At 58.4% G+C, this 25,372-nt stretch carries 19 protein-coding genes; 11 read left to right on the top strand and 8 right to left on the bottom strand.

Annotation, left to right across the window (positions count from 1 at the left end; all coding sequences use genetic code 11):
* Positions 1 to 4 precede the first annotated feature (4 nt).
* Genes ACZ46D_RS04880 through ACZ46D_RS04855 form a run of 6 tightly spaced genes read left to right on the top strand, consistent with a single transcriptional unit; the run spans position 5 to position 9,762 of the window.
* Positions 5 to 2,629, top strand: coding sequence for a PEP/pyruvate-binding domain-containing protein (locus tag ACZ46D_RS04880; RefSeq protein ID WP_464929254.1), 2,625 nt, complete (start codon positions 5 to 7; stop codon positions 2,627 to 2,629).
* A gap of 1 nt (position 2,630) precedes the next feature.
* Positions 2,631 to 4,160 carry a DUF202 domain-containing protein gene (locus tag ACZ46D_RS04875; RefSeq protein WP_464928913.1) on the top strand — a complete coding sequence of 510 codons (1,530 nt, stop codon included), beginning with the start codon at positions 2,631 to 2,633 and terminating at the stop codon, positions 4,158 to 4,160.
* Positions 4,147 to 5,373, top strand: a complete 1,227-nt coding sequence (locus ACZ46D_RS04870; RefSeq protein ID WP_464928912.1) for a GspE/PulE/PilB domain-containing protein — start codon at positions 4,147 to 4,149, stop codon at positions 5,371 to 5,373. Before ACZ46D_RS04875 ends, ACZ46D_RS04870 begins: the two co-directional genes overlap by 14 nt.
* Positions 5,370 to 6,791 (top strand): ATP-binding protein, encoded by a 1,422-nt coding sequence (locus ACZ46D_RS04865; RefSeq protein WP_464928911.1) that lies wholly within the window; start codon positions 5,370 to 5,372, stop codon positions 6,789 to 6,791. Before ACZ46D_RS04870 ends, ACZ46D_RS04865 begins: the two co-directional genes overlap by 4 nt.
* On the top strand, positions 6,778 to 7,146 hold the full coding sequence (locus ACZ46D_RS04860) for a response regulator (RefSeq protein ID WP_464928910.1): 369 nt from the start codon (positions 6,778 to 6,780) through the stop codon (positions 7,144 to 7,146). Before ACZ46D_RS04865 ends, ACZ46D_RS04860 begins: the two co-directional genes overlap by 14 nt.
* A 36-nt stretch (positions 7,147 to 7,182) precedes the next feature.
* Positions 7,183 to 9,762: a PEP/pyruvate-binding domain-containing protein gene (locus ACZ46D_RS04855; RefSeq protein WP_464928909.1), complete on the top strand. Its 2,580-nt coding sequence runs from the start codon at positions 7,183 to 7,185 to the stop codon at positions 9,760 to 9,762.
* A gap of 13 nt (positions 9,763 to 9,775) precedes the next feature.
* Here the strand turns inward: ACZ46D_RS04855 and ACZ46D_RS04850 are convergent, their stop codons facing one another.
* Genes ACZ46D_RS04850 through ACZ46D_RS04835 form a run of 4 tightly spaced genes read right to left on the bottom strand, consistent with a single transcriptional unit; the run spans position 9,776 to position 12,308 of the window.
* Positions 9,776 to 10,432, bottom strand: a complete 657-nt coding sequence (locus tag ACZ46D_RS04850) for a metallophosphoesterase (protein WP_464928908.1) — start codon at positions 10,430 to 10,432, stop codon at positions 9,776 to 9,778.
* A 35-nt stretch (positions 10,433 to 10,467) separates the two neighbouring features.
* Positions 10,468 to 10,860: a hypothetical protein gene (locus tag ACZ46D_RS04845; RefSeq protein ID WP_464928907.1), complete on the bottom strand. Its 393-nt coding sequence runs from the start codon at positions 10,858 to 10,860 to the stop codon at positions 10,468 to 10,470.
* A gap of 36 nt (positions 10,861 to 10,896) precedes the next feature.
* The gene (locus tag ACZ46D_RS04840) at positions 10,897 to 11,643 is read right to left on the bottom strand and encodes a pirin family protein (protein ID WP_464928906.1); all 747 of its coding nucleotides are present in this window, start codon (positions 11,641 to 11,643) and stop codon (positions 10,897 to 10,899) included.
* A gap of 2 nt (positions 11,644 to 11,645) precedes the next feature.
* A complete protein-coding gene (locus tag ACZ46D_RS04835) occupies positions 11,646 to 12,308 on the bottom strand; it encodes a class I SAM-dependent methyltransferase (RefSeq protein WP_464928905.1) in 663 nt (220 codons plus the stop codon).
* Positions 12,309 to 12,531: 223 nt separating this feature from the next.
* Between ACZ46D_RS04835 and ACZ46D_RS04830 the strand changes: the two genes are divergently transcribed.
* From ACZ46D_RS04830 to ACZ46D_RS04820, 3 genes are all read left to right on the top strand, one after another.
* Positions 12,532 to 14,625 (top strand): hypothetical protein, encoded by a 2,094-nt coding sequence (locus ACZ46D_RS04830; RefSeq protein WP_464928904.1) that lies wholly within the window; start codon positions 12,532 to 12,534, stop codon positions 14,623 to 14,625.
* 164 nt (positions 14,626 to 14,789) lie between these two features.
* Positions 14,790 to 16,967: a thioredoxin domain-containing protein gene (locus tag ACZ46D_RS04825; protein ID WP_464928903.1), complete on the top strand. Its 2,178-nt coding sequence runs from the start codon at positions 14,790 to 14,792 to the stop codon at positions 16,965 to 16,967.
* 232 nt (positions 16,968 to 17,199) lie between these two features.
* A complete protein-coding gene (locus ACZ46D_RS04820) occupies positions 17,200 to 17,670 on the top strand; it encodes a chemotaxis protein CheX (protein ID WP_464928902.1) in 471 nt (156 codons plus the stop codon).
* 18 nt (positions 17,671 to 17,688) lie between these two features.
* Here the strand turns inward: ACZ46D_RS04820 and ACZ46D_RS04815 are convergent, their stop codons facing one another.
* From ACZ46D_RS04815 to ACZ46D_RS04800, 4 genes are read right to left on the bottom strand one after another with little or no spacing between them, the layout of a single operon-like run.
* Positions 17,689 to 18,597, bottom strand: a complete 909-nt coding sequence (locus ACZ46D_RS04815) for a TIGR01777 family oxidoreductase (RefSeq protein ID WP_464928901.1) — start codon at positions 18,595 to 18,597, stop codon at positions 17,689 to 17,691.
* Between the two features lie 42 nt (positions 18,598 to 18,639).
* The gene (locus tag ACZ46D_RS04810; protein WP_464928900.1) at positions 18,640 to 18,921 is read right to left on the bottom strand and encodes a GIY-YIG nuclease family protein; all 282 of its coding nucleotides are present in this window, start codon (positions 18,919 to 18,921) and stop codon (positions 18,640 to 18,642) included.
* Complete coding sequence (locus ACZ46D_RS04805; RefSeq protein WP_464929253.1) at positions 18,921 to 19,292, bottom strand: translation initiation factor Sui1; 372 nt, start codon at positions 19,290 to 19,292, stop codon at positions 18,921 to 18,923. The genes ACZ46D_RS04810 and ACZ46D_RS04805 overlap by 1 nt, the downstream gene beginning before the upstream one ends.
* Positions 19,292 to 21,064 (bottom strand): M3 family oligoendopeptidase, encoded by a 1,773-nt coding sequence (locus ACZ46D_RS04800; RefSeq protein WP_464928899.1) that lies wholly within the window; start codon positions 21,062 to 21,064, stop codon positions 19,292 to 19,294. The genes ACZ46D_RS04805 and ACZ46D_RS04800 overlap by 1 nt, the downstream gene beginning before the upstream one ends.
* Positions 21,065 to 21,285: 221 nt before the next feature.
* Here ACZ46D_RS04800 and ACZ46D_RS04795 point away from each other — a divergent pair, with 221 nt between their 5' ends.
* Together ACZ46D_RS04795 and ACZ46D_RS04790 are read left to right on the top strand one after the other, a co-directional pair.
* Positions 21,286 to 23,124, top strand: a complete 1,839-nt coding sequence (locus ACZ46D_RS04795) for a DNA topoisomerase IV subunit B (protein WP_464928898.1) — start codon at positions 21,286 to 21,288, stop codon at positions 23,122 to 23,124.
* Between the two features lie 2 nt (positions 23,125 to 23,126).
* Positions 23,127 to 25,190, top strand: a complete 2,064-nt coding sequence (locus tag ACZ46D_RS04790) for a DNA topoisomerase IV subunit A (protein ID WP_464928897.1) — start codon at positions 23,127 to 23,129, stop codon at positions 25,188 to 25,190.
* Positions 25,191 to 25,372 lie beyond the last annotated feature (182 nt).

Here is a 25,372-nt window from a genome sequence, read left to right as displayed (position 1 = left end):
CCCCATGCTGCGCTGGTTTAAAAAACAAAGCGCCAGGTTGCAGGCAAACCGGCGCCAGCGGCAGGATGAGGCGCACGATCTCCTCACCGCCCGCTACCAGATATTTCGCTCCCTGCTTGCCAGCAACAACCGGGCGGTTGACCGCCTCACCGAAATCGGTATCCACCTTCGCTTGCAGGGCGATCATTCAGGTCTGGCCCGGCTCACGGAAAAGCTTATCGAGGAAACCGAGGAGATGGTGGCCCGGCTGGAGCATCTGGCCGTGGGCCGGTACCGGGCGCTCTGGGGCGTGCAGCATAGCCTGGCTACGACCATTCGGGAAAAGTTGGCGCCCCTTTCCCGTCCTGAAGCTATTCCCTTTTCCTTGTCCTTTGCCGCCTTGGCGCCCGAACACCGGCCTCTGACTGGCAACAAGGCGGCAGCCTTGGCCGACCTCAAGCAGAAGGGGTTCAGGGTGCCGGACGGTTTTGTGGTTACCCTGCCCGGTTGTCGCTTCTTTCTGGAGCATCAAGGACTCTCCTTGCAGCTGGTCCATTTGCTGGCAACGCACGGGGCAGGGACCGACAAGGCTATCCCCCCGGAAACGGCGCACCGGGTTCAGGAGCTCATTCGGAATGCTCCGCTTCCCCCATCCTTGGCCGAGGAGATTCTCGCCCTGGCCCGCCCCTTTTTTCAAGCCGGCAAGGCCCTGGCCGTGCGCAGCAGCAGCATCAGCGAGGATGGGGAGCGCCATTCCTTTGCCGGCCAGTTCAGTTCGGTGCTCAATGTTCGGGAGGAGACCCGGTTTCTCAAGGCCTTCACCGAGGTGGTGGCCAGCAACTTCAATGTGCGCAGCCTTGCCTACCGGCTGCATGCCGGTCTTGATCCCTTAAGCTTTGAGATGGCCGTACTCTGTCTTGAGATGGTGGATGCCCGTGCCGCAGGCATCCTGCTCACCCGCTCCCCGCAGGAGCCGGAAAGCGGGATGATGCTGATCAGCGCGGTGCCGGGCTTGGGCGAGGCCGCGGTTTCCGGCAGCGTGGCAACGGATCTCTATCTGGTCGGACAAGACGGTGCAGTGGACTGGCAGCGTTCCAGCATCGCCGACAAGGAGAGGTTTCTGGTCGGTGCTGCCGAGGGCGGGGTGCACTGGCAGGATCTTGCGCCGGAGGAGCGTTGTAAACCGGTGCTCAACGAAGAGGAGCTAAGGTTTCTCGCCGCCTGGGGCAAGGCCCTGGAAGAGCGGGAAGGGATAGCGCAGGATATTGAATGGGCGGTGGACAGGGAGGGACAGGCGATTATCCTCCAGGTGCGGCCCCTTACCACCATGGGCGTGCAGAGTGGGGAGGAATGGCAGGGCAAGGCCCCGCCCCTTGTCCAGGGGATCATGGCTTCGGGGGGGAGGGCCACCGGCCGGGTGCTGCTGGTAAAAAGCCGCAGGGATCTGGAAAAGATTCCGCAAGAGCCGGTGGTGCTGGTCATGCCCCAGAGTTTTGTCGATGCGGCAAACCTTCTGGGGCTGGTGGCTGCCGTGCTGGTGGATCTCGGCAGCCCGGCCGATCACCTGGCCTGCGTGGCCCGCGAGCAGGGAACCCCCCTGATCTGCGGGCTGACGGATGCGGGGAGTCGGCTGAACGCCGGGCAGTGGCTCACCGTGGACGGGAGCCATGGCCGGGTGTACGCGGCCACCGGTGAGGAAATCAGCGCGGCCCTGGAAGCCTGGGGAAAAAGTCCGCCCGTCGCCCGCCCTGTGCTCACCAGCCTCCCACCCCTCTACCAGGAACTGCGGGAGCTGATCACGGCCCTGCATCTTACCGATGCCTACGGCCCGACCTTTTCCATCATGGAATGCAAGTCGCTCCACGATATCGTTCGTTTTGTCCATGAAAAGGCGGTGCTTTCCATGTTCGAGGCCGGGGACGAGGTTCTGGAGGGGAATCTGGGCGTTGTGCATGCCATCGATGCGCCGGTTCCTTTTTTTGTCAGTGTCATCGACATGGGAGGGGGGCTGGCCTTGACCGGGCCGAAAAAGAGAAGAATCCCGCCGGAGATGGTCATCTCCCGGCCCTTTCAGGCCCTGTGGCGCGGCATCACCACCCCTGGCCTGCACTGGGGCCCGCCGCCGGGCGGGACGCCCATGGGTTCAGTGATGTCCTCCTTTCTCACCGACCAGAAGTCGGAGCGGCCCATCGGCATGCCCAACTATTGCCTGGTCAGCCGGGATTACTGCAACATGAACGCGCGCATGGATTTTCACTTTATCATGATCGACGCGGTTTGCTCCCCGGAGGCGCGGAGCAACCATATTCGGTTCCGCTTCAAGGGCGGGGGCACCTCCCTGGAACGGCGGCGGCGGCGCGCCCTGTGCATCGGGGAGATCTTCGAGCATTACGGGTTTCTGGTCGATGTCAAGGAGGATCTGGTCAATGCCTCGCTCCAGGGGGCGACCAGGGAGGCCATTGAGGAGAAACTGGTGGTGGTGGGCAGGATCCTGGGTTTTACCCGACTGCTTGACGCAGCCATGGCCACCGACTCGATGATCCCCGTGGTTGCCCAGGCCTTTCTGGATGGCGACTATGCCTTGAGCCGTCTGGAAAAGAAAACTGAAACCGAGGGGGCTGGCCTGGCTCACAAGACAGGGACATCGTAATATGGAAAGAGGTCTTGAAAAATTTCAAAGGCTGGCAGCGCTTGGGGAGCAGTATGGCTGCCCGTGGGTGGAGTATCAGGAGTCGGTGACCGGCCCCCAGTTCCTGCTATGGCGCTTGGACATGGAGCAGCTCCGGGCCGAGGGCTGGTTTCCGCGGGCAATTGCCGACGGACGGGCGACGGTGATCGCCACCGCGCCCAGTTCCGACTTGGCCGTTCAGCTCCGCAAGACCCTTGGCGTGGGGGAGATCGAGTTCCAAGTCACCCTGCCGACCGATCTCATCCGCATCATCGAACACAACTGGGATCTTAATCCGGCCTTCCCGCCCATTGCCGGGCGCACCCCGTTGGCAAAGGTTCGTACCTATCTGGCTGGGAGGCGGTCCCTTTTCGCCCATTATCGGACCCTGCTGGCCAAGAGCCGTACCGGACTGGCCTTCATCCGTACCGGGCTTTCCTTTATCACCATTGCCTTGCTTTTTCTCCGCCTGATCGGGGGGGGGTATTACCTGTTCCTGGAGGTGCCCCTCCTGATAAGCGGCATCATCATGGTCTATGACGGCCTCAAATGGTACCTCCCAGCCCGGGCGATTTACGCAACTCTTCCTCCCTGCGTCGATACCGGCGCCACCGGTGGGACTAGCGTGCTTGCGGTGGACAACGAGGAGATGGCCCCGGAATTTCGCCGCAGTGGGGTGGTTCCTGGCGCGGCTGAGCTGCGGGTTGGTTGGGCCAGCATGTCGCCGGTGATGCGGCGTCGCTATCTGGCCAGCGACCGAACCGATCTGGCCGAGGAACGTACGGTGCTCGGCTGTTTTAGAACCAGAATGGCCAAGGTCCGCACCGGCCTGGCCTTCACCCGCACCGGCTTTGCCTTTGTCAGCCTCGGCCTTGGCCTGCTGCGCCAGTTTCAGGCCAGCCGCTGGCTGGCCTTCGACCTCGGACTCATCGGGGTCGGCGCCCTCATGGCCCTGGAGGGTTTTTTCTGGTATTTCCGCGGCCGCCAGGCAGGGGTGGAGGGGCTGGCTGCAGTGCGGGAAAAGACGAAGATGTCCACTATTTGGGATTATTATTTCCCCCACCGCCATGTTTTGCCCGGCCCGGACAGGAATCCCATGACCCTGCCGGTCCGCAGCTCCCATGCGCCGGGAATTTGGGCCACCACCGGCGTTGCCTTGGAGCGCACAGTGTTGGCTGAGCGCCGTAACGTCATGGCTCGGTTGCGGACGGTGATGGCCAGGTCCCGTACCGGTTTTGCCTTTATCCGCACCGGCTTGAGCCTCTTTTCCATCGGGGTGGCCTTTGTGCTTTTTTTTGACGATACCGGCAGCATCGGTTGGGCCGTGTTCAATTATGCGATGATGACGGCCGGAATTTTCCTGGTAGCGGACGGCTTTGTCTGGAGTATTCCGGCCGAGTGGATGCGCCGTCAGTTTCCTTACTGTTACGGTGATATGGAGATCCCCATCCCTGATTACGGTGCGTCAGCCCGATTCTGGAAAAAAGTGGTGTTCAGCAATGATGAAGGTTGAGACAGAGAGATTGATGCAGCCCTTCGCCGGGATCGGTATGTCCCGGCCTGGGCTGCTTGCGGAAGCGGCCCAGGGTGCCGTGCTGCGCAGGGTACCGTTGGCCCGGATTCTCCATGCCGAGTACGGCGTGCCGCGGGAGGTTCTCCTTGCGGCCCTGACCAGTTATTACCAGTGCGCCGCCATTGAATACGATGAGCGTCTGCCTATCCCGCCCGAACTGCTCACCGGCCTGGACAGCAGCAAGTTGGCGCAAAGTGGCTGGTTTCCGGTGATCAAGGACGGTGACGGCACCATCGTCATCGCCGCCAGCGATCCGTCGGATGCTGTCATGCGCGCGGAGGTGGAGGAAATTTTTGGTCCGGGCCTCTATGAGTTCCGGGTGGGGTTGCCCGATGAGATTTCCTGGTTTACCCAAGAGTACCTCCATGACAAGCCGGGCCTGCTCATCGGCACCGAACGGACCGGCTTGGCCTTTTGGCGCAATACCATGGCCCAGTGGCGGACCCGGCTGGCCTGCTACCGTACCGATCTGGCCAAGGCCCGCACCGCCCTGGCCTTTGTCCGGACCGGCCTCGCTCTCGGCGCCATTTCCCGGACCCTCCTGAGCAGTGAACGTTTTGCCGCCCATCCTTCCCTGGCTTATGGTGTCCTGGCCCTCGGCCTGCTCCTTTTCTTCAGCGCCCTGCCCACCTACCTCCGGGTAAGGCGCTCACGGCTGACCCCGCCGCGGCATCAGACCTTGGTGGAGGTGACCGGTGCCACCTTGAGTTTTCTTGAAAACTATCAGCACCTGGAACAGGTCGGGAGGGAAAAGCAGACCAAGGAAACCATGCTGGCCCGGCTTGGCGATCTGCTTGGTGACTACTGCACCATTTTGTTCCCTGTCCCTGCCAGCCGGGAACGCACCCATCTGGCCCGGGAACGGAACGTGCTCGCCGCCCAGCGCACCATTGCCGGCTGCTACCGGACCATCTATGCACGGGCCCGCACCGGTCTGGCCTTTATCCGCACCGGCGTTTCTTTTGTGAGCATCGGCATCGGCCTGATCGGTTACTATGGCCTGGGCTTCAAGACCTTCTTTGATGGGATGCTGATCGTGGCAGGCGTGCTGATGATTATCGACGGGGGGCTTTGGTATCTGCCGGTGCGTAAGGAACAGGCGGAGCTGCCCAGAACCCGGAGCGCCGTGTTGGCAGGAGGAGAAATCGGATGAAAATCGAGCATAAAATCTATCTTTCCAACGCGGTCCATATCCTGCTCATCGTCCTGATCGGCATGTTTGCCTTGCAGAACCTCAACGAGATATTGACCAAGTTCCGCTTCACCGTGATCGCCGAGGGGCTCAACGCCAACTTTCTTGAAATGCGATTGGCGGAAAAAAATTACTTTCTCTATGGCGATGACGAAGCGTTCAACAATATCAAGACCAGGATCGACCAGACCAGCCAGACCCTCCAGCAGGTCCAGCCTGACATCATCAAGGCCGTAGGTTCCGAGAAATACAAGACGCTTCAAGACCATCTCCATGTGTATGCGCAGCTGGTCGATTCGATCAGCAAGGCCCGCCATCGGGACGTGGAGACCCAGCAGAAGCTGCGGGAGGCGGGCCAGAGCCTCAAGGGATTTTCCGAAAACATTACCGCCCTTGAGAGTGAGAGTATCGGGGCGATCATTGTCCGCTCCAAGAACATCCTGCTCTATTCCTTCTGGGCCGTGGTGCTTTTTGCCTTTCTCTTCAGCAATCTTATTGTCCGGAACATCGGCCAGTCGCTGCGCAAGGTCGTCGAACTGACCCGTTCGATTTCCCGGGGCAACTACCCGAAGATCGAGGAAAAGCCTTCCAACGACGAGATGGGGGCGGTGATCAGCGCCATCAATGCCATGGCAGAGGAACTCCATCATCGGGAAAAGGAGATTGTCCAGTCCAAGCGGCTCGCCTCTATCGGTGTGCTGGTGGCAGGTGTTGCCCATGAACTCAATAATCCGCTCAACAATATCTCCATGCTCGCCCAGACCTATGCCGAGGTGTATGACGGGCTCAGCAAGGAGGATCGGATCAGTTTCATGGAGCGGGTTGATGAAGAGACCGAGCGACTCCGGGTGATCATCCACAACCTGCTTGATTACGCGAAGCCCAAGGAGCAGCATCTGGCCAAGGCGGCCACCAACCAGGTCATCCAGAAGATTCTGTCCCTGGTGCAGAACATGCTTGATATCTCCAACATCAAAATCAAGCTCGCCCTGGCCGAGGAGCTGCCGGATATCTACATCGACGAGCATCAGATTCAGCAGGTATTGGTCAATATGGCCACCAATGCCATCCAGGCCATGGACAAAGGCGGCGAGCTGCGGATTGCCTCCCGCTATCTGCCGGACAATGACGAAATAGAAATAGAGATCGGCGACAACGGCAAGGGCATTGCCCCGGAATTTCTCGAGCACATCTTTGATCCGTTTTTCACCACCAAGGAGGAAAGCGGCACCGGCCTCGGCCTGTGGGTCAGTTACGGGATCATCAAGAACCATCAGGGAAACATCCGGGTGACAAGCCAGGCCGGAGTCGGCACAACCTTTATCATAACCCTACCCAGTTGCAAAAAGTTAAAGAGGTGCAGTGATGGCGAAGCATAGCATTATGGTCATTGATGATGAGAAGATCGTGGGGGATATGGCAAAACTCTCCTTCGAACAGGACGGTTACGAGGTGGAGACCTTCCTCAATGGTGAATCGGCCCTGAAGCGGCTTCAGGAAAAACGATTCGATGTGGTGGTCACCGACCTGAAGATGAAGGGGGTGGACGGCCTTGAGGTGCTGCGCACAGTCAAGAAGCTCTATCCTGGCATTAAGGTGATCATGATCACCGCTTTTGCCAACCTGGATGTGGCCATCGAGGCCTTGCGGGACGATGTGCACGACTTCTTCCCGAAGCCGGTCAAGATCAAGGAATTGAAGGCCTCCGTCAAGAGAGCCCTGGGGGAGGAATGATCCCGGTCGGGTAATCCCTCTGCGGAATCGATTATAATGCAAAAGTCTTTTTTCCGCAGGCTCATAGAGGTGCTGCAACGGGAAGTCGGCATTGCGCCCGACCTGGCGGCGCGGTTCCGCGCCTTCCAGGCGATGCTGGACGGTAACAACCGCACCCTGGAAGCCATGACCGAGATGGGGGAAAAGCTCGGGGGCGATTATCTTTTTGACGTCAATTATACACGAAGTGCTTATGCCCATCTTTTTACGGCGATCTCGGACTCGCTTGGCAACTTCAAGCTGTTGACCGACAACCAGTATCCCCAACTGGAAGAAACCCTGGCCCGCATCGACGGCCTGGTGCAGCGGATGCTGACCAGCGCCGGGCCGCTTTCCGACCTCTTGCTGGTTTTCTACCCGGAGATCACCTGGGATCTGGCCGAGGATGTGGGCGGCAAGAATTATCATCTGGCTGAAATGGCCAACAGCCTCCATCTCCGGGTCCCTGAAGCCTTTGCCCTGACCACCGCAGCCTTTGCCGCCTTTCTGCGCCACAACGGCCTGGAAGAGCGGCTGGTCGGGCTGGGCAACGCCGACAACGCCATCCTGGCCGAGTTGCGCGCCGCCATTCTCGCCGGGGATTTCCCCGATGATTTCAGGGCTTCGCTCACCATTGCTCTGGGAAAGATGCGGACCCGGCTCGGCGAGAGGGCAACCCTGGCGATCCGCAGCAGCGCCGAGGAGGAGGACGGCGATTTTTCCTTTGCCGGCCAGTTCGAGACGGTGCTTAACGTCCCCTGCAGGGTTGATGAGGTTTTGGCCGCTTATAAAGAGGTGGTGGCCAGCCTTTTTCAGGTCAACGCCACCGCCTATCAGCGTCAGCTTGGTTACGATCTCGGGAAGCTGAGGATGGCGGTGGGCTGTGTAGCGATGATCGAGGCGAGAACCAGCGGGGTCATCTATACCGTCGCTTCGGGCAAGGATCGGGGCAGGATGGCGATCAGCGCCGCCTGGGGCCTGGGCAAGGGGGTGGTGGACGGCTTGATCGATGCCGATCTCTACACCGTGGCCAAGGGGGAGACGCCGCAACTTGTCGAGCGCCGAATCGGCGGCAAGGCGCTAATGGTGGTCAACCGGGGCAAAGAAGGCATCGAGACCCTGGAAACCCCGGTGGACCGAAGGCAAATGGCGTGCCTCAATGAGGCGGAGGTTCTTGCTCTGGCCCGGCAAGCCCAGGCCATCGAGGCCCATTTCAAAACCCCCCAGGATATCGAATGGGCCATTGATACGGCCGGTCGTTGCTATATTCTCCAGGCTCGGGCCCTGCGGGTGGAAGAATCGACGGAGGAGACGGCGCAAAGCCCCAAGCCGGTCGAGCCGACAGGCTATCCTGTGTTGCTGCGCAACCAAGGGGTAGTGGTGCAGCGGGGGGCCACGGCGGGCAAAGTCTTTCTCCTGCAGCATCTGGATGAACTCGAAAAGATTCCCAAGGGTTGCGTGTTGGTAGCCAAGCATGATTCCCCCCTTTTTGTGCAGGCCATTCCCTTTTTAAACGCCATCATCACCGATATCGGCGCCTCAACCAGCCACATGGCCTCCATCTGCCGCGAGTTTAATATCCCCACCGTGGTCAATACCGGCCAGGCCACCGTCCTACTCAGGCATGGTCAGGAAATTACCTTGCAGGCAGGGGAGGGTGGCGAATTTGTCGTTTATGAAGGGATTGTCCAAAGCCTGCTCCGGCAGGAGCGACAGACCGGGGCCAAGCTCCGGGAGCTCTATGAGTTTAGGCGGCAGAAATACATCATGCGTTATATCGCGCCGCTCAACTTGGTTAATCCCCTGGAACAGGAATTTGCCCAGGAAAAATGTAAGACCGTGCATGATCTTGTTCGTTTCATGCACGAGAAAGCGGTGCAGGCCCTGGTTGCCAATGCCGAACGGCAGGGGCGGGGGCGTGGCCTGGGCAGGTTTTTCGGAGGAAAGAGCGCCCTGCGCCGGTTGGCCCTGCCCATTCCGGTCCAGCTTCTGGTGATCGATTTGGGCGGCGGTTTGCGCAGCGGGACGGGCAACAAGGAGGCGGATTTTGCCCAGGTGGCTTCAGTACCGCTGCGGGCAGTGCTTCAAGGCATGCTCTTTCCTGGAGTCTGGCAAAATGAGGGGGCAGCCCTGCGCGGCGCCGATCTGCTCGCCGGCATGACCAGGGCGGCGGATCTTACCGGTGGGGATGGGTTGGCCGGTTATAACCTGGCTTTGGCCGGCAAGGAGTATGTGAACATGAGCCTGCGCTTCGGTTACCACTTCAATATGCTGGACTGCTATTGCAGCGAGACCTCGCGCAACAACCATATCTACTTTCGTTTTGTGGGCGGAGCCGCCGCCATTACCAATCGCTCCCGCCGCATCAAGCTCATGGCCCAAGTGCTGGCGGAATACGGTTTTGCTCTCAAAGCCACGGGCGATTTGTTGGTTGGCCGCCTCTCCGGCCTGAGTCGGCAGGAAATCGAGAAGATCCTCAACCAGATAGGCCGACTGATCGGTTATACCCGGCAGCTCGACGCCCGCCTTGATTCCGATGCGGCGGTGACCATCCTTGCCCGCCGTTTCTTGGCCGGGGATTATCGTCTCGATTTTTGATCTGGGCGCGTGGTTAGGCTGCGTGATGGAAGCGGAGGTCGGGCAGTTCCACGGCGGTGAGGAGATTGCCGTAGACCGCGCCGGTGTCGATGCCGATTCTAAACGGGGTGACGAGGGGAGTGGCAAAGGAGTTGTGCCCGAAGATCACCCGCTTGCCGTAGTCGAGGTCGGCGCTCAGGAACGGTTCGCGGATCTCGCAGAGATCGGAAATATCCTGGTCGGCCAAGGGCTGGTCATGCCGCAGACCGGCATGGACAAAAATATACTTCTCTGTTTCCCAGTAAGGCAGCAGGGAATCGAGAAAGGCCCGGTGCTCGTGGGGCAGAAAGGCAAGGGAGGTGAGCTGGGCGAGACTGGCGCCGCCGTAACTTTCCAGGGTGTTTTCCAGGCCAAGCCCCCGCAGATAGGGAAGGAGGGCCTGATCCCCGGTCCGGTGGTATTCGAGGAGCAGGTATTCATGGTTGCCCATGAGGGGCACAACGCGCACCCCGTCCTGGCGTAAACGGCAGATCTGGTCCAGTACCTCTTTGACCTGCGGGCCGCGGTCAAGATAATCGCCGAGAAAAACCAGGGTGTCCTGCCCTGGATCAAAGGGCAGCCGTTGCAGCAGCAGGGAAAGCTTTGCCGCGCAGCCGTGGATGTCACCAATGGCGAAAATCTTACCGTTCATGTGCGCTGTCCCGTGAAGAGGTATGGAAAGTCAGCTCAGGCGCAGTTCTTGTACCAAAAAGAGGCCACTATCCCATAAATGAAGTTCAGGAGCAGCACGAGAAGCGGGGTCAGGAGCCCGGCCTTGAGGCCCAGCAGACCCATGCCCATTTCCGGAAAGACCATGACCAGCATCATGGTGGTGGGCACCAGGCTCATGAGGATGCCGCGCAGGGCGGTTTTCTGTCGAAAAAACGGCAGGATCAACAGCATGGCCCAGAGTCCGCCCCAGACCAGGCGGGGATAGAGCCAGGGACCGGTGAATTGCGGGCGCAACCCGATGCCGAGCATGGCCGTAATGCCGGCTTGCCCCAATATCCAAATATTGAGGCTGTCGATGAAGGCGCCGATGGCTCCGCCGGTGAAGGCGCCGCTGATTTTACGTACCATGGAGATCTCCTTTTTTAAACAGATTCAGGCAGACGGTTAGAAGCGCCCGCCTTTCAGGGTATTTTTGTCGTATCCCCAGCCCCGGCAGGTGGGCAGGTCGATGAGGATGAAATCTGATTTTTTCCCCGCCTGCAGCACGAGGTTTTTTTCCATGTCTATTCTGGCTTGGTATTTTGGCAGCATCCGGGTTCGATTGACCACCAGCTCACCTGCGGTGAGATAGAGGAAAATACAACGGTCTTCGCTGGTGTCGTAGCTGATGGCCCGGCCGGGATCAAGCTCACCCCGGTAGATCGTGGCGCCGCTATGAAAACGCACCACGTTCTTGTGCCGCTGGCCCGAGGCGATGGGCAGCAGCTGGTTATGCCAATCCTCTTTATTGAAACTGCGCTGGTCATAGGAAGGGCGCAGCCCGTGTTTGTCCGGATAGATCCAGATCTGATAAAAATGGACCGGCGCCTTGCCGCTATTGTATTCCGAGTGGGTAATCCCGGTGCCTGCGGACATGCGCTGGACATCGCCGGCCTTGATGACGTTGGTGTTGTTCATGCTGTCTTTGTGGGTTATTTCGCCGTCAAGGACAATGGTGATGATCTCCATTTCCTCGTGGGGATGGGTGGGAAAGCCCGTGCCGGGAACCACCACGTCATCGTTGAACACCCGGAGAGGGCCAAACTGGATGTTGTCCGGGGCGTAATAGTCTGCAAAGGAAAAGAGCCAGTAGGTTTTAAGCCAGCCAAAATCGCTGAAGTGGCGGGCATCGCCGGCAATGGTTGTAATCATCTTTATTTCCCCTTCCGGCACCAGGCAAGAAAGATTGGATATCTCTTTATTTTTGCGCTGTTTTCCTGCTGTTTTTCAATGGTGTGGATCTCTTGCACTCCGATGTCCTGGCCGCCGTTTTTCGCTAGTATTGCCCGGACTGTCTCCGGATTGATTCCGTGGTGAGCGACCCCGCTGTTGTCTTCATGAAAAGAGCCGTCTTCCGTGACCAGATCGGCCACGGCCAGATAGCCCCCCGGTTTTAGGGTGGCGAAAAACCGGTGCAACAGGGTTTCGATGTCGGGGATGTGGTGCAGGGTCATGCTGCTCATTACGAGATCAAAATTGTTGTCTGGTAAGGGCTTCTGGGTAAGGTCATGGGCAAGGGTCTCAATGTTGCCGATTTTTTCTTCCCCGGCCTTCTGCTGAAGAACTTCCAGCATCTGTGGCGAGGTGTCAACGGCCATAATTTTTTTGACATGCGGACTCAACGTCCTGGAAACCATGCCGGTGCCGCACCCGTATTCGAGGACTTGCATGGTGCTGGCGAGGGGAATCGCCTGCTGTATGGCTTCGGCAACCTTGCGGGCAAGGGCGACGCGTTGCGGTTTGTCTTCCCAGTCCGCGGCAGCGTCATCAAATCGTTTTACATTGTCGGCGGAGAGGTGTTTCGGGTCGGAGATCATTGCTGTCGGTCCCAGTGTGTTACTGTGAAAATGCTGGGCAGGGGGAATGAACAGGCTGCCCATGTTTGATTTTTTCGCAAGGTACCCATTGTTTGGAATCTCGGCCAGCTTTTTTCCATCCGGCGAAAAACTGGTGTGGTGGAGAGGGTGGAAAAAACGTACAATAGCCCAATGGCGACAGTACGGTCATGGGAAAAAAAGCGTTCAGGCAAAGAAACACACTATGAAAGAGATCGATCATTCCTCCCTGCTGGCCATTCGCCCCTTGTCCTATCAGGGGAAACAGGCTCTTCAGGATCGTTGGCCCGCGTTTTTGCAAGAGTTGCGTAATCTTCTTATTCAGGTGGGGATCGAGGCCCCGGAAAGCACTGCGGATCTCTGGCTCATTTATTATGACGAGCCCTTTGCCGCCCTGAGCACCTTTTCCGAAAGTCTGGAGTCTCTCAAGAAAGAGCAGTGGCAAGCAGCCTGGGGCGCGGTTCCCATCCAGGTTATTTTGCATCTGCACCGGAAAAAAGATCCGCCTGTCGATTTTGGCGAGGCCGCAGCCCCGATTTGGGGGGTGGTGCAGCAGGAAATTCTCTATGTGACCCGGGCCTTGAAGCTGCAGTGGAATCAGCTTTTTGCCGGCAAAAAGCTGCCTGCCCATCAATTTGTGGATGCCGGAGACGGTTTGTTTCAGCTGATTTTTTCCGGCGATCTCAGTGAGCTCAAACGCGAACGTCTTTTCACCGGGCGGTTTCTGGCCACCAAAGGCGCCTGCTCGGAGTGCTTTTACTGCGGCATGGCCAATCATGCCCCAGCCCATTGTCCCAGCAAACAGCTGACCATGGACACCCGCGGCCTCAATCTGGTTGGCTACCTGTCCCTCCCGGAAATCGACAGCCTGTTTAGCCGGGTTATGGGCGAACAGAAAAAAATGGCGGAGCTGTTGGCCACACATATCGACGCTGCCCAGATTCGCAACGATCCAGCCTTGCAGGTGTACGTCGCTTATTTCGACATGTATCTTATTTACCAGCCACGTTTTCTGGCCTACTCCGCTTTTTCCCTGCTTTCGACCTGGGACGGCAGCGGGAAAACCAGCCGGGTCAATGTGGACAGCCGTAATCTGCTTACCGGCTTCGATTGTCTGCGGGTTGGCCAGTACAAGCAGGCCTTTGACTTCATGAAGGGAGAAAGCCACGCCCTGGGAGGCAAGCAGTTCTACGCCACCCTTGGTCAGGCCTTTATCGCCCTGGAGCGAGGCCGGATGGGGGATATGGCTCATTTTCTGGAAATGGCCAACAGCACTGCCAGCACGGAAAAAGAAAAAATCTATATCACGCTTCTCTTTTCCAGATTTCACAGACTGACCGGCCAGCATTGGAAGTCGGAACAACTGGTGAGCTCGGTGGCCAATCTCTATGTCGATTGCCCGGAGATTCAATACAGTCTCATTCAGGCGAAGATTCAGGATGGTCTGGGACAGCAGCAGATGCAGCTGCTCCGCAAGCTGGCTGCCGGCGACCGCCGCTATTTCATGATCGCTCTCATGGACCCGGCCCTGCTGGCAGCTAACAGTATGGTGGAAAACGTCCTGTCCGGGCTGCTCGAACAGAAAAACAAAGAAGCAGGGGAGAACCTGGCCGAGGCGAAAGAAGCTGTGGCGCAGTTGCAGGCTTGGTTCGGCGAGGTGGAAGATGAGGAACTGCGGACCAATCTTACCATGCTGACCAATATGGAAGTGCAGTTCCGGCGGCACGGTGTCTACGATATTCTTGATGTTGCGGATCGGGCCAAATCCTTGAGCCTGGCCTGCCCCCGGTTGCGCGAGATAAGGCTTGAGGAGTTGAACGTCAAGGTGGATGCGGCGGCCATTGCCTGGGTGGATTATAATGTTTTCTGGCAGGAATATCCCTACCAGTCTTTTTTTCGGGATTTTAGAAACCTGCTCTTTGCCGGCAAGAGAAAGTTTGTCGAAGCCAGGAGCATTGCCGGAGAGAGTCTGGCAAAGGCCAGGGAGCGTTTACAGGCAGGCCAGGGCCAAGTCGCGCTTTTGACCGGGATGGTCGACCGCATGCTGAAGGTGAAGCTGGCCCTGGATACCCTGGTAATATTTTTTAAAAAATTGATGGTGGCGGAGCTGGTGTCCAGCGTGGTTGCCTTTCTTTTGCTGCCGCTCATCACCATCGCGCTCTCAGGTGTGGTTGATCCGGATCTTGTCCGTCTGGTGAAAAATCCCCAGTTCCAGAAGAGCTGCATGGTTGTCCTCACCCTGTTTTTGGCGCCGTTTTTTGCCTTGGCTCTTACCATCCGTTCGATGTCCGAACGGTGATGACGGCCATCTTCCACGGCACGATGAACTTGCAAAGATATCTGTCCGCCGGGTGGGGCAGGATTTCCAGAAAACTTGCAGGAACCGTCGGGCTTGTCTGTCTGCTGCTCCTGTCAGCATCATGTTCCAGGCCGGAGCTTCTTGTCCGGCAAGGGGGAATACCAATGGCAACCACCTCGACCATGCAGACCTTTATCGACCAGCAATTGGCCCAGGGCAAAAAGCCCAACCGACTCGTCACCGAAAAAAGTCCCTATCTCCTCCAGCATGCCTTCAACCCCGTGGCCTGGTTCCCCTGGGGAGAGGAGGCCTTTGCCCTGGCGCGCAAGGAAAACAAGCCGATTTTCCTTTCCATCGGCTATTCCACCTGCCACTGGTGCCACGTCATGGCCCATGAATCCTTTGAAAACCCGGAAGTGGCCAGGCTCCTCAACGAATACTTCGTCTGCATCAAGGTGGATCGGGAAGAACGGCCCGATCTGGATCAGCTTTACATGGCCGCGGTGCAGGCGCTGACCGGCCATGGCGGCTGGCCCATGTCGGTGTTTCTTACCCCGGATTTGCAGCCCTTTTATGGGGGCACCTATTTCCCGCCCGAGGGTCGGCACGGCTTGCCCGGTTTTGTCGAGGTTTTGGAGGCGGTGCACGATGCCTGGCGCAACCGGCCCGAGAAGATTTTTGAGTCGGCGGCCAAGATTACCGGCCATCTCCGCGAGAAGGCCACGGATTCCGGGGCAGGGAAGATCGACCCGGAGATTTTCGCCAAGGCTTTCCGGCAAATCGGCGCGGAATACGACTCTGAATTCGGCGGGTTTGGCCGGGCGCCCAAGTTCCCTCGGCCCGTGCTCTTTAATTTTTTGCTGCGCCATGCCGCGCGCACCGGCGAACCCCAGGCCCTGAACATGACCTATGTCACCCTGCGCAAGATGGCGGCCGGCGGGATGTACGACCATCTCGGCGGCGGCTTTCACCGCTATTCGGTGGATGGGCAGTGGCGGGTGCCCCATTTTGAAAAGATGCTCTACGACCAGGGCCAACTCGCGGTCAGTTATCTCGAGGCCTTCCAGGTGGGGCAGGACCCTTTTTATGCCAATGTGGCCCAGGATATTCTCGATTATGTCCTGCGGGACATGACCAGCCCGGAAGGGGGCTTTTATTCGGCAGAGGATGCCGACAGCGTCCAGGCGGGAAATCCCGAGGTGCATGGCGAAGGTCTGTTTTATCTGTGGACCAAGGCGGAGATTGTCTCCATCCTCGGCCCGGAGCACGGGGAGATCTTCTCTTTTCATTACGGGGTGCTTGAGGCGGGCAATGCCCTTGAAGATCCCCAGGAGGAGTTTGCCGGAAAGAATATCCTCTATGTCGCCCACCCCCTTGGCGAGACCGCCGAACGCTTCCGCCTCCCGGAGGAAGAACTGTCCCGGCTGCTCGAACGTTCCCGGCAGAAGCTCCAGGCGGCGCGGGAGCAAAGGCCCAGGCCGCATCTCGACGACAAGATCATCACCTCCTGGAACGGCCACATGATCAGCGCCCTTGCCCGTGCAGCTCAGGTGCTGGGCGAGAAGCGCTATCTGGTCGCGGCCGAACGAGCGGCTGATTTTATCCGGGCTAGGCTGTATGACTCGGAATCCGGCACGCTTTTCCGGCGCTATCGGGACGGGGAGGGTGGTCTTGCCGGGCAGCTCGACGACTATGCCTTTCTGGTTAACGGCCTTCTCGACCTCTATGAGGCCTCCTTCGACATTACCTGGTTGCAGCTGGCCATGGCCTTGACGGAAAAACAGATTGCCCTGTTCGGAGATGAGGCCCAAGGCGGCTTTTTTGAAACCTCCGGAGCGGACCGTTCCGTGCTGGTCCGCCTCAAGGCCGATTATGACGGGGCCGAGCCCACGGGTAACTCGGTGAGCGCCCTCAACCTCCTCCGGCTTGCCTGGATAACCGACAAGGAAGAGTGGCGCAAAAGAGGTGGGGCGACCATCGAGGCCTTTGGCAACAGGCTCAACGAATATCCGCCCATCCTGCCCCAGATGCTGGTGGCCCATGATTTTGAGGGGAGCAAGCCGAGGCAGTTCGTGGTTGTCGGCAAGCTTGGCCGACCCGATACCGAAATCATGCTCGCCATGATCCGCAAACGGTTTTTGCCCGGCAAGATCGTGTTGCTGGCCGATGGCGGTCCAGGTCAGGAATTTCTCAGACAATACCAACCGATTCTGGCGGAGCTGCCCCCGCAGGAGAACAAAACCACCGTGTATCTGTGTGAAAACTTCAGCTGTCAGCTGCCTACCTCTGATCTGGCTGAATTGGCAAAACGGCTTGAGACCTTGGAAAAAACGCCCCTTTGAACCAGGCAATGCCATGTTGGGAATCACAATTCTGCCCAGGGGGAGCGCTTGCCTGTCCCGGTTTCGCAACCTGCCGAAAAACCTTCTGTTTTTCTTGACTTTTTTTTAGGATCACGCCTAATAATGGTGTAGGATGTTCAAGAGATGGTCCACATCTCAGGGTGTTCCGCAGGAATAAAAATTACGTGCAGATTTTTTGCCGGATGTTTGAACGAGACTTGACAGGGGAATTATGAAGGCTGAATATCTGAATCCTTTCGTGCATGCCACCAGAAATGTTCTGGAGACCATGGCCCAGACCAAACTGACCGGGCAGAAGCCGCATCTTAAGGAAGGCGTGTCCACCTATGGCGATGTGACCGGCATTATCGGCATGGCCTCCGAGACCGTGGAGGGCAGCATGACCATCAGTTTCCCGGCTGCCTGCATCCTGCAGATTGTTTCCAGGATGCTCATGGAAGAGCCCAAGACCACGATTGATAATGACATTGTCGATGCGGTGGGTGAGATCACCAACATGATCTGCGGCGGCGCCAAGGCGGAATTCGGCAAGCTTGGCATGAGCTTTAACCTTGCCACCCCGACCATGGTCACCGGCAAGGGGGTGGAAATCCACCATCACTCCGACGTGCCGATCATCGTGCTCCCGTTTGAAACAGACTGCGGCACCTTTGTGCTGGAGGCTAATCTGGCCAGCAAGTGAAAAGGGATAGACAAAAGGTTACAAGTCCGACAAGAGATCCTCAATGGCGGGCCGAACTTCGGGGAAGCGGAAGCTGAAACCGTTTTCAAGCAGTACGCCCGGCATCATCCTGCATCCCTCAAGCACCACCGAACTCATTTCCCCCAAAGCCAAACGAATCATAAATCGCGGCACCGGCAGAAAATTCGGCCTGTGGAGGGTTTGCCCCAGGCAGTTGGTAAACTCTCCGTTGCGGACAGGCCTGGGGGCGCTCAGGTTCACTGGGCCGTGAATCCCGTTGTTTTCCATGAGAAAAATGATGGCGCTTGTCAGATCATCCAGGTGAATCCAAGGGAACCATTGCCGGCCATGCCCGAGTTTTCCCCCGATCCCGAGGCGGAAAGCGGGCAGCATGGCACCAAGCGCGCCGCCGTTTTTGCCCAGCACGACCCCGGTTCGCATGAGGATAACCCTGGCTTTGTCCTGGGCCTGTTTCGCCTCATTTTCCCAAGTCTGGCAGACCGAGGCCAGAAAATCCGCGCCGGACGGGTCTGCCTCATATTTTTCCTCATCCTGACAAGGGCCATAAAACCCAGAAGCGCTGGCATTGATCAGGGTGAGGTGGGAGTCGGTTTGGGCCGGGATGGCCTCGACAATGTTTCTGGTCGCCGCTACCCGGCTCTCCAGGATCATCTGTTTTGCCGCTGGCGTCCAACGGGTGAAGATACTCGCGCCGGTAAGGTTGATGATTACCTCATGGCTGGCCAATTCCTGTTGCCATGAGCCGGCAATGAGCGGTGAACCTGGAACCAGGCGAAGTTGCGGGGAGAGATCGCCGAGTTTGGCCGGGTTTCTGGCCAGCGCGGTTACGGCATACCCTTGCTGGATAAGTTTGCGGATAAGAGCCTGGCCGATAAAACCGGTGCCGCCTGCGATGAATACTTTCATGGATTTCTCCGATGTGTGGCGTTCCGTTTTTGCGTTGCGCTCCTAACCGGCGATATTGGTCTGGATGAGTCCCATTTTTTGTGCCCAGCTCATTCTCTTGATCCGGCCTTCCCGTTTAGTTGCTTGTGCCCGGGAGGCTACCTCTTCCGCGTGGACCAGCTGCACCGGTCGTCGCCCTCGGGTGTATTTTGCCCCTTTGTCCGCGGAGTTATGTTCCGCCAGCCTGCGGGCCAGGTCTGTGGCTATCCCGCAATAGAGGGAGTCATCCTGGCAGCGAACCAGATAGACAAACCAGGCGGGCTGGCTGGGGGGAGAGGCCGCCATCAGCCGCCGGCCTTTTTTGCCTGATAACCAAGGCGGATAAGTTCCGCCAGCACCACCTCCCGATGGTCGCCCTGGACCTCGATAACCCCGTTTTTCACGGTGCCGCCGCTGCCGCAGCGCTGTTTGAGCTGTTTGGCCAGGGCGGCAAGCTCGGTCTCGGCGAGCGGCAGGCCGGTGATCAGCGTCACGCCGCTGCCCTTGCGGCCCTTGGTTTCCCGCGAGACCCGGACGATGCCGTCGCCCTTTGCCGGGGGGGGGGTCTTGCCACAGCTGCACTGAGCTGCGGGGGTGTTGCACTCCGGGCAGGTGCGGCCATGTTCCGTTGAGTAGACCAAGCCAGAACTATTGGCTGATTTCTTGTGCATCCCCATCATTCTACCATCTTTAACATTCCGTCAATGGTGGTGAGCCCGCCGAGCCAGAAGGCCGGGTCATCCAGATCGACGCCAAAGGGCTTGAGCAGCTCCGCCGGGGTATTGCTGCCTCCGGCGCGCAACAGGTCGAGGTATTTGGGGACAAAGGAGGACGGGTCTTCCTGATAGAGATTGTAGAGGGCCAGGACCAACAACTCGCCAAAGGCGTAGGAATAGACATAGCCCGGGGTGCTCAGGAAATGGGGGATGTACGACCACCAGATGCCGTAATCGTCCCGCAGGTTGACCGAGTCGGCGAACATGGCCTGCTGGGTGGTGAGCCAATGGCTGGCCAGCTGCTCCGGGGAGAGTTCGCCGCTCTCTCTTCTCGCGTTATGCACTGCATGCTCGAAGCGGTTCATGGAGACCTGGCGGAAGACGGTGGCGAAGATGGATTCGAGCTTCTGGCAGATAAAGGCCCGCCGTTCCTCCGGGTTGGTCAGGAGCTTGACCTGGGAGTTGAACAGGAGCAGCTCGGCAAACACCGAGGCGGTTTCGGCCAGGACCAGGGTAGTGGAGGAGTTGTAATAGCCGTTCTTGGCGGCCAGGTACTGGTGCACCCCGTGCCCCAACTCGTGGGCCACCGTAGAGATGTCGCGCAGGCTGCCGGTGTAGTTCACCATCACGTAGGGATGCACCTCGGGCACGCAGGGGTGGGCAAAGGCCCCGCCCCGTTTGCCGTCGAGGATCGGGGCGTGGATCCAGCGCTTATCAAAGAAGTGGGCGGCGATATTCCCCATTTCCGGTGCAAAGTCGTGGAAGGCAGTAAGTACCATCTCCTTGCAGGTATTCCAATCCACCAGGGTTGTGGGCAGGCGGGGCAGGGGAGCGTAGCGGTCATAGTCGCACAGCTGATCCAGACCGAGGATGCCCTTCTTGAGGCGGTAGTAGCGCTGGACAATATCGTAACGGCTGGTGACCGCCTCGACCAGCACCGAAACGGTCCGGTCTTCCAGTTCGTTGTACAGGTTCATGGAGCTGACCCAGGAGTCGTACTTGCGGAGCCGGTCGTCGATCATCTTCTCGGCCAGCAGGGTGTTGAAGATATGGGTGAGGACATGCAGCTGGCTGGTGAGCCCGGCGGTGAGCTCATCCGCCGCCTGGGCCCGCACCGCGCGCTCCGGGCTGTAGAGATCGGTCAGAACTTCTTCTTCGCTGCGCTGCTTTTCCCCGAATTTGAGATGGCCCATGACCTTTTCAAAGAGGTTGGTCCAGGAGGAGCGGCCCACCGGCGCCTTTTCGATGAGCAGGGTTTCCTCGGCCATGGACAAGAGATGCCTGGCATAGCGCCGCATGCTCTCCAGGTGATGGCGATACTGGGCCAGGGTCTTATCGGCCAGCAGGGCGCTGGCTGCGGAGTCCTCGACCTTGCTCCATTCCAGCTCAAAGAACACGGTCTCCCTGCCGATCCGGCTTCCCGCCTCCTTGATCTTTTGCAGGAACGCGCCGGCCGGGGCGTTCTGAATCTGGGTGGTGAAATTGAGAAAGGCAAAGGTGGCGATTCTGCCCATCATGGTTTCGAGCGTTTCCAGGCGCAAGACCAGGGCGAGAAGCTCTTTCGCCGCAAGGCTTGCGACCCTGCCCGCGAATTGCTCCTTGATGGCCTTGGCCTCCTGTTCGCACCAGGCGATGTCGGTTTCGACTTTTGGGTCATCAACGCCCTGGTAGAGATCGGTCAGTTGCCAGAGAATCTCGGCGGTGCCGAGCTGTTCGTTCAGGTTGGTGCTCATGGTCTTGCTCCTGTATTCATTATCTTGTACCCACTTTCTTTACCCTATTTCAATACCTGACAATACCCATCTTTTCAATGCATTATCCGTTTATTCCCGGATGGGACGGGCATCCGGCAAAATATCATTGCGGCCAAAGTCAAAGAGCGATATACAAATGGAAATTCATTTTCCGCTGTTTAATCCGATCATTAAATCCTAACCTTGCAGCCAATTACCCGATGAGCGCACCCAGTTCCGATTCCGCATCCGTCTACGACGAAAGCAAGATCAAGACCCTCAGTTCCCTGGAGCATATCCGGCTGCGGCCCGGCATGTACATCGGCCGGCTCGGCAACGGGAGCCATCCGGACGACGGCATCTACATCCTCCTCAAAGAGGTGGTGGACAATGCGGTGGACGAGTTCATCATGGGGGTGGGCAAGCGGGTCAATGTGGATATCGGCGCGGACGGCGTGGTCAAGGTGCGGGATTTCGGGCGCGGCATCCCCCTGGGCAAGCTGGTTGAGTGCGTGAGCGTGATCAACACCGGGGCCAAGTACAACACCGAGGTGTTCCAGTTTTCTGTGGGATTGAACGGGGTGGGCACCAAGGCGGTCAACGCCCTGTCCGACCGTTTCGAGGTAACCTCCTTCCGCGACGGTAAGTTTGCCAGGGCCACCTTTGCCAACGGCGAGCTGATCGCGGAAGAACAGGGCGACACCAACGAAAAGAACGGCACCCTGGTCTCCTTTCATCCCGACCCCAATGCCTTTGAAGGCTATTACTACATGCGGGAGTTCGTGCGCAAGCGGTTCTGGCGCTATGCCTACCTGAACGCCGGGCTCAAGATCTACTATGAAGGCGAGTGCTTTCATTCGGTCAATGGGTTGCTTGACCTGCTGGACAAGGAGATCGCCGAAACCCAGCTCTACCCGCCCATCCATGCCAAGGACCCCACCCTGGAGTTCGCCTTTTCCCATACCGAAGGCTATGGCGAGACCTATTTCTCCTTTGTCAACGGCACCTATACCAACGAGGGCGGCACCCATCTTTCCGCCTTCCGCGAGGGGATACTCAAGGGGATCAACGATTTTTCCGGCAAGAAGTTTTCCGGCGAGGATGTGCGGGAAGGGGTGGTGGGGGCCATCGCGGTCAAGGTGAAGGACCCGATCTTCGAGTCGCAGACCAAGAACAAACTGGGCAACACCGAGGTTCGGGGTGATATCGTTAACAAGGTCAAGGACTTTGTCTGCGATTTCTTCTACAAGAACACCGAGCTGGCCGAGATCATCATCGATAAGATCCAGCAGAGCGCCAAGATCCGCAAGGAGCTCCAGCACGTGCGCAAGGAGGCCAAGGCCAAGGCCAAGAAGGTGGCGCTCAAGATTCCCCAGCTCAAGGATTGCAAGTACCATCCCAGCGCGGAAAAGCCCTCGGGCCCGGACCGCCAGAACATGCTCTTTCTCACCGAGGGCCAATCCGCCTCCGGCTCCATCGTCAGCTCCCGCGACCCCATGACCCAGGCGGTGTTTTCCCTCAAGGGCAAGCCGATGAACGTCTACGGTCAGCCCCTGACCCTGTTGTACAAGAACGACGAGATGTACAACATGATGCGGGCCCTGGATATCGAGGATTCGGTGGACGCGCTGCGTTACGACAAGGTGATCATGGCCACGGATGCCGATGTGGACGGGTTGCATATCAGAAATCTGCTGCTTACCTACTTTTTGCATTTCTTTGAGGCCCTGGTCAAGCGGGGGCATGTTTACATCCTGGAAACCCCCATCTTCCGGGTGCGGACCAAGGAGGAAACCATCTACTGCTATTCGGAAAAGGAGCGGCAGGCGGCGGAAAAGAAGCTGGGCGGCAAGGGCAAGAAAGCGGTGGAGATCACCCGCTTCAAGGGGTTGGGCGAAATCTCCCCCAAGGAGTTCAAGCAGTTCATCGGCCCGGACATGCGGCTGCAGCAGGTGAATATCGACACCTTGAGCGAGGTGCCCAAGCTGCTCTCCTTTTACATGGGCAAGAACACCCCCGAGCGAAAGGATTATATCATGGATCATCTGGTGGTCGTGTAATCATGGATACCTCCCATTACGGCGAGCTGCACAAGCTCTTTGACACCAATTTTCTCGATTACACCTCCTACGTCATCCGGGAGCGGGCCATTCCCGACGTGGCCGATGGCTTAAAACCCGTGCAGCGCCGCATCCTCCAGACCCTGTTCAACATGGACGACGGCCGCTTCCACAAGGTGGCCAACGTGGTGGGCGACTGCATGAAGCTCCACCCCCACGGCGACGCCTCGATCTTTTCCGCCCTGGTCAATCTGGCCAACAAGGGCTATCTTATCGATCGGCAGGGCAACTTCGGCAACATCTTCACCGGCGACCAGGCCTCGGCGGCCCGGTACATCGAGTGCCGCCTCTCGCCCCTGGCCCGCGAGACCATGTTCAACAAGGATCTCACCGAGTTCACCGACTCCTACGACGGCCGGATGCTCGAACCCGTTGCCTTGCCGGCCAAGATTCCCCTCCTGCTGATGCAGGGGGCGGAAGGGATCGCCGTGGGCATGGCTACCAAGATCATGCCCCATAACTTCTGCGAGCTGCTCGAAGCCCAGAAGAATATTCTCCGGGATGAGACCTTTGTTCTCTATCCGGATTTTCTCCTCGGCGGGGCCATCGACGTTTCCGGCTACGAGGACGGCAATGGCCGCTTGCGCTGCCGGGCTCGCATCGAAGAGAAGAACGAAAAGACCATCACCATCAAGGATATCCCCTACGGCACCACCACCCAGTCCCTGATCGAGAGCGTGGAAAAGGCGGCCCGGTCCAACAAGCTCAAGATTTTAAGCATCAACGACTACACCGCCGAAGAGGTGGAGATCGAGATCAAACTGGTGCGCGGCATCTACGCGGCAGACACCATCAAGGCCCTGTACGCCTTTACCGACTGCGAGATGCCGATCAGCCCCAACCTGACTGTGATTCTGGACAACAATCCTGCGGTGCTCACGGTGAGCGAGGTGCTGCGCCAGAATACCAAGAAATTGGTCCTCGACCTGGAAAAGGAGCTGACCATCGAGCATGGTCGGCTCAAGGAAAAGCTCCACGCCCATCTGCTGGAGCAGATCTTCATCGAAGAGCGGCTTTACAAAGAGATCGAGGAGTGCAAAACCTACAAGGCGGTGGTCGAGACCATTGGCGCAGCCCTGCTGCCCTACCGGGACAAGCTGGTCCGGGAAGTGACCACCGAGGACATCGAACGGCTGCTGGAGATACGGATCAAGCGCATCTCCCGCTACGACCTGGACAAAAAGAAGAAGGATATCAAGGAGGTCCGGGACAACATCAAGGCGGTGGAGAACCATCTTAAGGACATGGTGGTGTATACCATCAATTATCTGGACGATCTCCTGAACCGCTACGGCCATCTCTACCCGCGCCGCACCGAGATCGCCACCTTTGGCGAGGTGGAGGTGCGCAAGGTGGCGCTCTCCAACCTGACCATGGGGTATGACCGGGAAACCGGCTTTGTCGGCCACCAGGTCAAGGCCAAGCCCGAGGATAGTTTCCCCTGTTCCGAGTACGACAAGCTGTTGCTTATTTACCAGAACGGCATGTACAAGGTGATCAACGTGACCGACAAGCTCTTTGTCGGCCATGACGTGCTCTGGTTCGGCAAGGTCGAGGAAAAACGGGTGTTCAATATCCTCTACCGCGAGGGCAGCCAGAATTTTTGCTATGTCAAACGGTTCCAGAGCCCGAAATTTATCCTGGAAAAAGAATACCATCTCTTCCCGGAACACAAGAATTCCGCCATACTCTTCCTGAGCACCGGAGACGGGGGCAGGGTGCGGGTGCATCTCGCCCCGTCCAAGCGGGCCCGCCATAACTACGTGGATTGCAGCTTCAGCGAGGTTCTGATCAAGGGAGCCTCCGCGCTTGGCAAACGGGTTTCCGACCGGCCGGTACGGCGGATCGCCGAACTGACTGCCGAGAAGGAGCCTGCCGGAGTGGGGGAGGTGCAACCGACCCTTTTCCAGGTCAAGGAGGGTGAGGGTGCACCGCCGACAGCCAAAGAACCGGTCGAGGTTCCGGCGCCTGCGGAAGACGATGCCCCGGAGACCGAGGTAGAATAATCCCCACCGAAGTGCGGTAGGGTGCGGCCTCGGCATTTCCGGCGCGACGCCCTGCCGATATTCCCCATTCAGTCCTCTCTCGTTAAACAGATTCTTTCGTAGGAGCGGCTTCAGCCGCGATCTGATCGCGGCTGAAGCCGCTCCTGCGGGATGCAATAATTATTTGCATTCCCATGTATTCC

Source organism: Thiovibrio sp. Mzg5 (assembly GCF_055379285.1).
Note: the sequence above shows the minus strand (reverse complement) of the source record. Positions and strands in the feature narration are given on the sequence as shown.

Bases quoted from the DNA above. Each gene is read 5' to 3' on its own strand.
- ACZ46D_RS04850 (WP_464928908.1), bottom strand. From the start codon at position 10,432: ATGAACGGTAAGATTTTCGCCATTGGTGACATCCACGGCTGCGCGGCA.
- ACZ46D_RS04845 (WP_464928907.1), bottom strand. From the start codon at position 10,860: ATGGTACGTAAAATCAGCGGCGCCTTCACCGGCGGAGCCATCGGCGCC.
- ACZ46D_RS04810 (WP_464928900.1), bottom strand. From the start codon at position 18,921: ATGGCGGCCTCTCCCCCCAGCCAGCCCGCCTGGTTTGTCTATCTGGTT.
- ACZ46D_RS04875 (WP_464928913.1), top strand. From the start codon at position 2,631: ATGGAAAGAGGTCTTGAAAAATTTCAAAGGCTGGCAGCGCTTGGGGAG.
- ACZ46D_RS04795 (WP_464928898.1), top strand. From the start codon at position 21,286: ATGAGCGCACCCAGTTCCGATTCCGCATCCGTCTACGACGAAAGCAAG.
- ACZ46D_RS04860 (WP_464928910.1), top strand. From the start codon at position 6,778: ATGGCGAAGCATAGCATTATGGTCATTGATGATGAGAAGATCGTGGGG.
- ACZ46D_RS04865 (WP_464928911.1), top strand. From the start codon at position 5,370: ATGAAAATCGAGCATAAAATCTATCTTTCCAACGCGGTCCATATCCTG.
- ACZ46D_RS04870 (WP_464928912.1), top strand. From the start codon at position 4,147: ATGATGAAGGTTGAGACAGAGAGATTGATGCAGCCCTTCGCCGGGATC.
- ACZ46D_RS04800 (WP_464928899.1), bottom strand. From the start codon at position 21,064: ATGAGCACCAACCTGAACGAACAGCTCGGCACCGCCGAGATTCTCTGG.
- ACZ46D_RS04820 (WP_464928902.1), top strand. From the start codon at position 17,200: ATGAAGGCTGAATATCTGAATCCTTTCGTGCATGCCACCAGAAATGTT.
- ACZ46D_RS04855 (WP_464928909.1), top strand. From the start codon at position 7,183: ATGCAAAAGTCTTTTTTCCGCAGGCTCATAGAGGTGCTGCAACGGGAA.
- ACZ46D_RS04830 (WP_464928904.1), top strand. From the start codon at position 12,532: ATGAAAGAGATCGATCATTCCTCCCTGCTGGCCATTCGCCCCTTGTCC.
- ACZ46D_RS04880 (WP_464929254.1), top strand. From the start codon at position 5: ATGCTGCGCTGGTTTAAAAAACAAAGCGCCAGGTTGCAGGCAAACCGG.
- ACZ46D_RS04840 (WP_464928906.1), bottom strand. From the start codon at position 11,643: ATGATTACAACCATTGCCGGCGATGCCCGCCACTTCAGCGATTTTGGC.
- ACZ46D_RS04805 (WP_464929253.1), bottom strand. From the start codon at position 19,292: ATGGGGATGCACAAGAAATCAGCCAATAGTTCTGGCTTGGTCTACTCA.
- ACZ46D_RS04815 (WP_464928901.1), bottom strand. From the start codon at position 18,597: ATGAAAGTATTCATCGCAGGCGGCACCGGTTTTATCGGCCAGGCTCTT.
- ACZ46D_RS04835 (WP_464928905.1), bottom strand. From the start codon at position 12,308: ATGATCTCCGACCCGAAACACCTCTCCGCCGACAATGTAAAACGATTT.
- ACZ46D_RS04790 (WP_464928897.1), top strand. From the start codon at position 23,127: ATGGATACCTCCCATTACGGCGAGCTGCACAAGCTCTTTGACACCAAT.
- ACZ46D_RS04825 (WP_464928903.1), top strand. From the start codon at position 14,790: ATGGCAACCACCTCGACCATGCAGACCTTTATCGACCAGCAATTGGCC.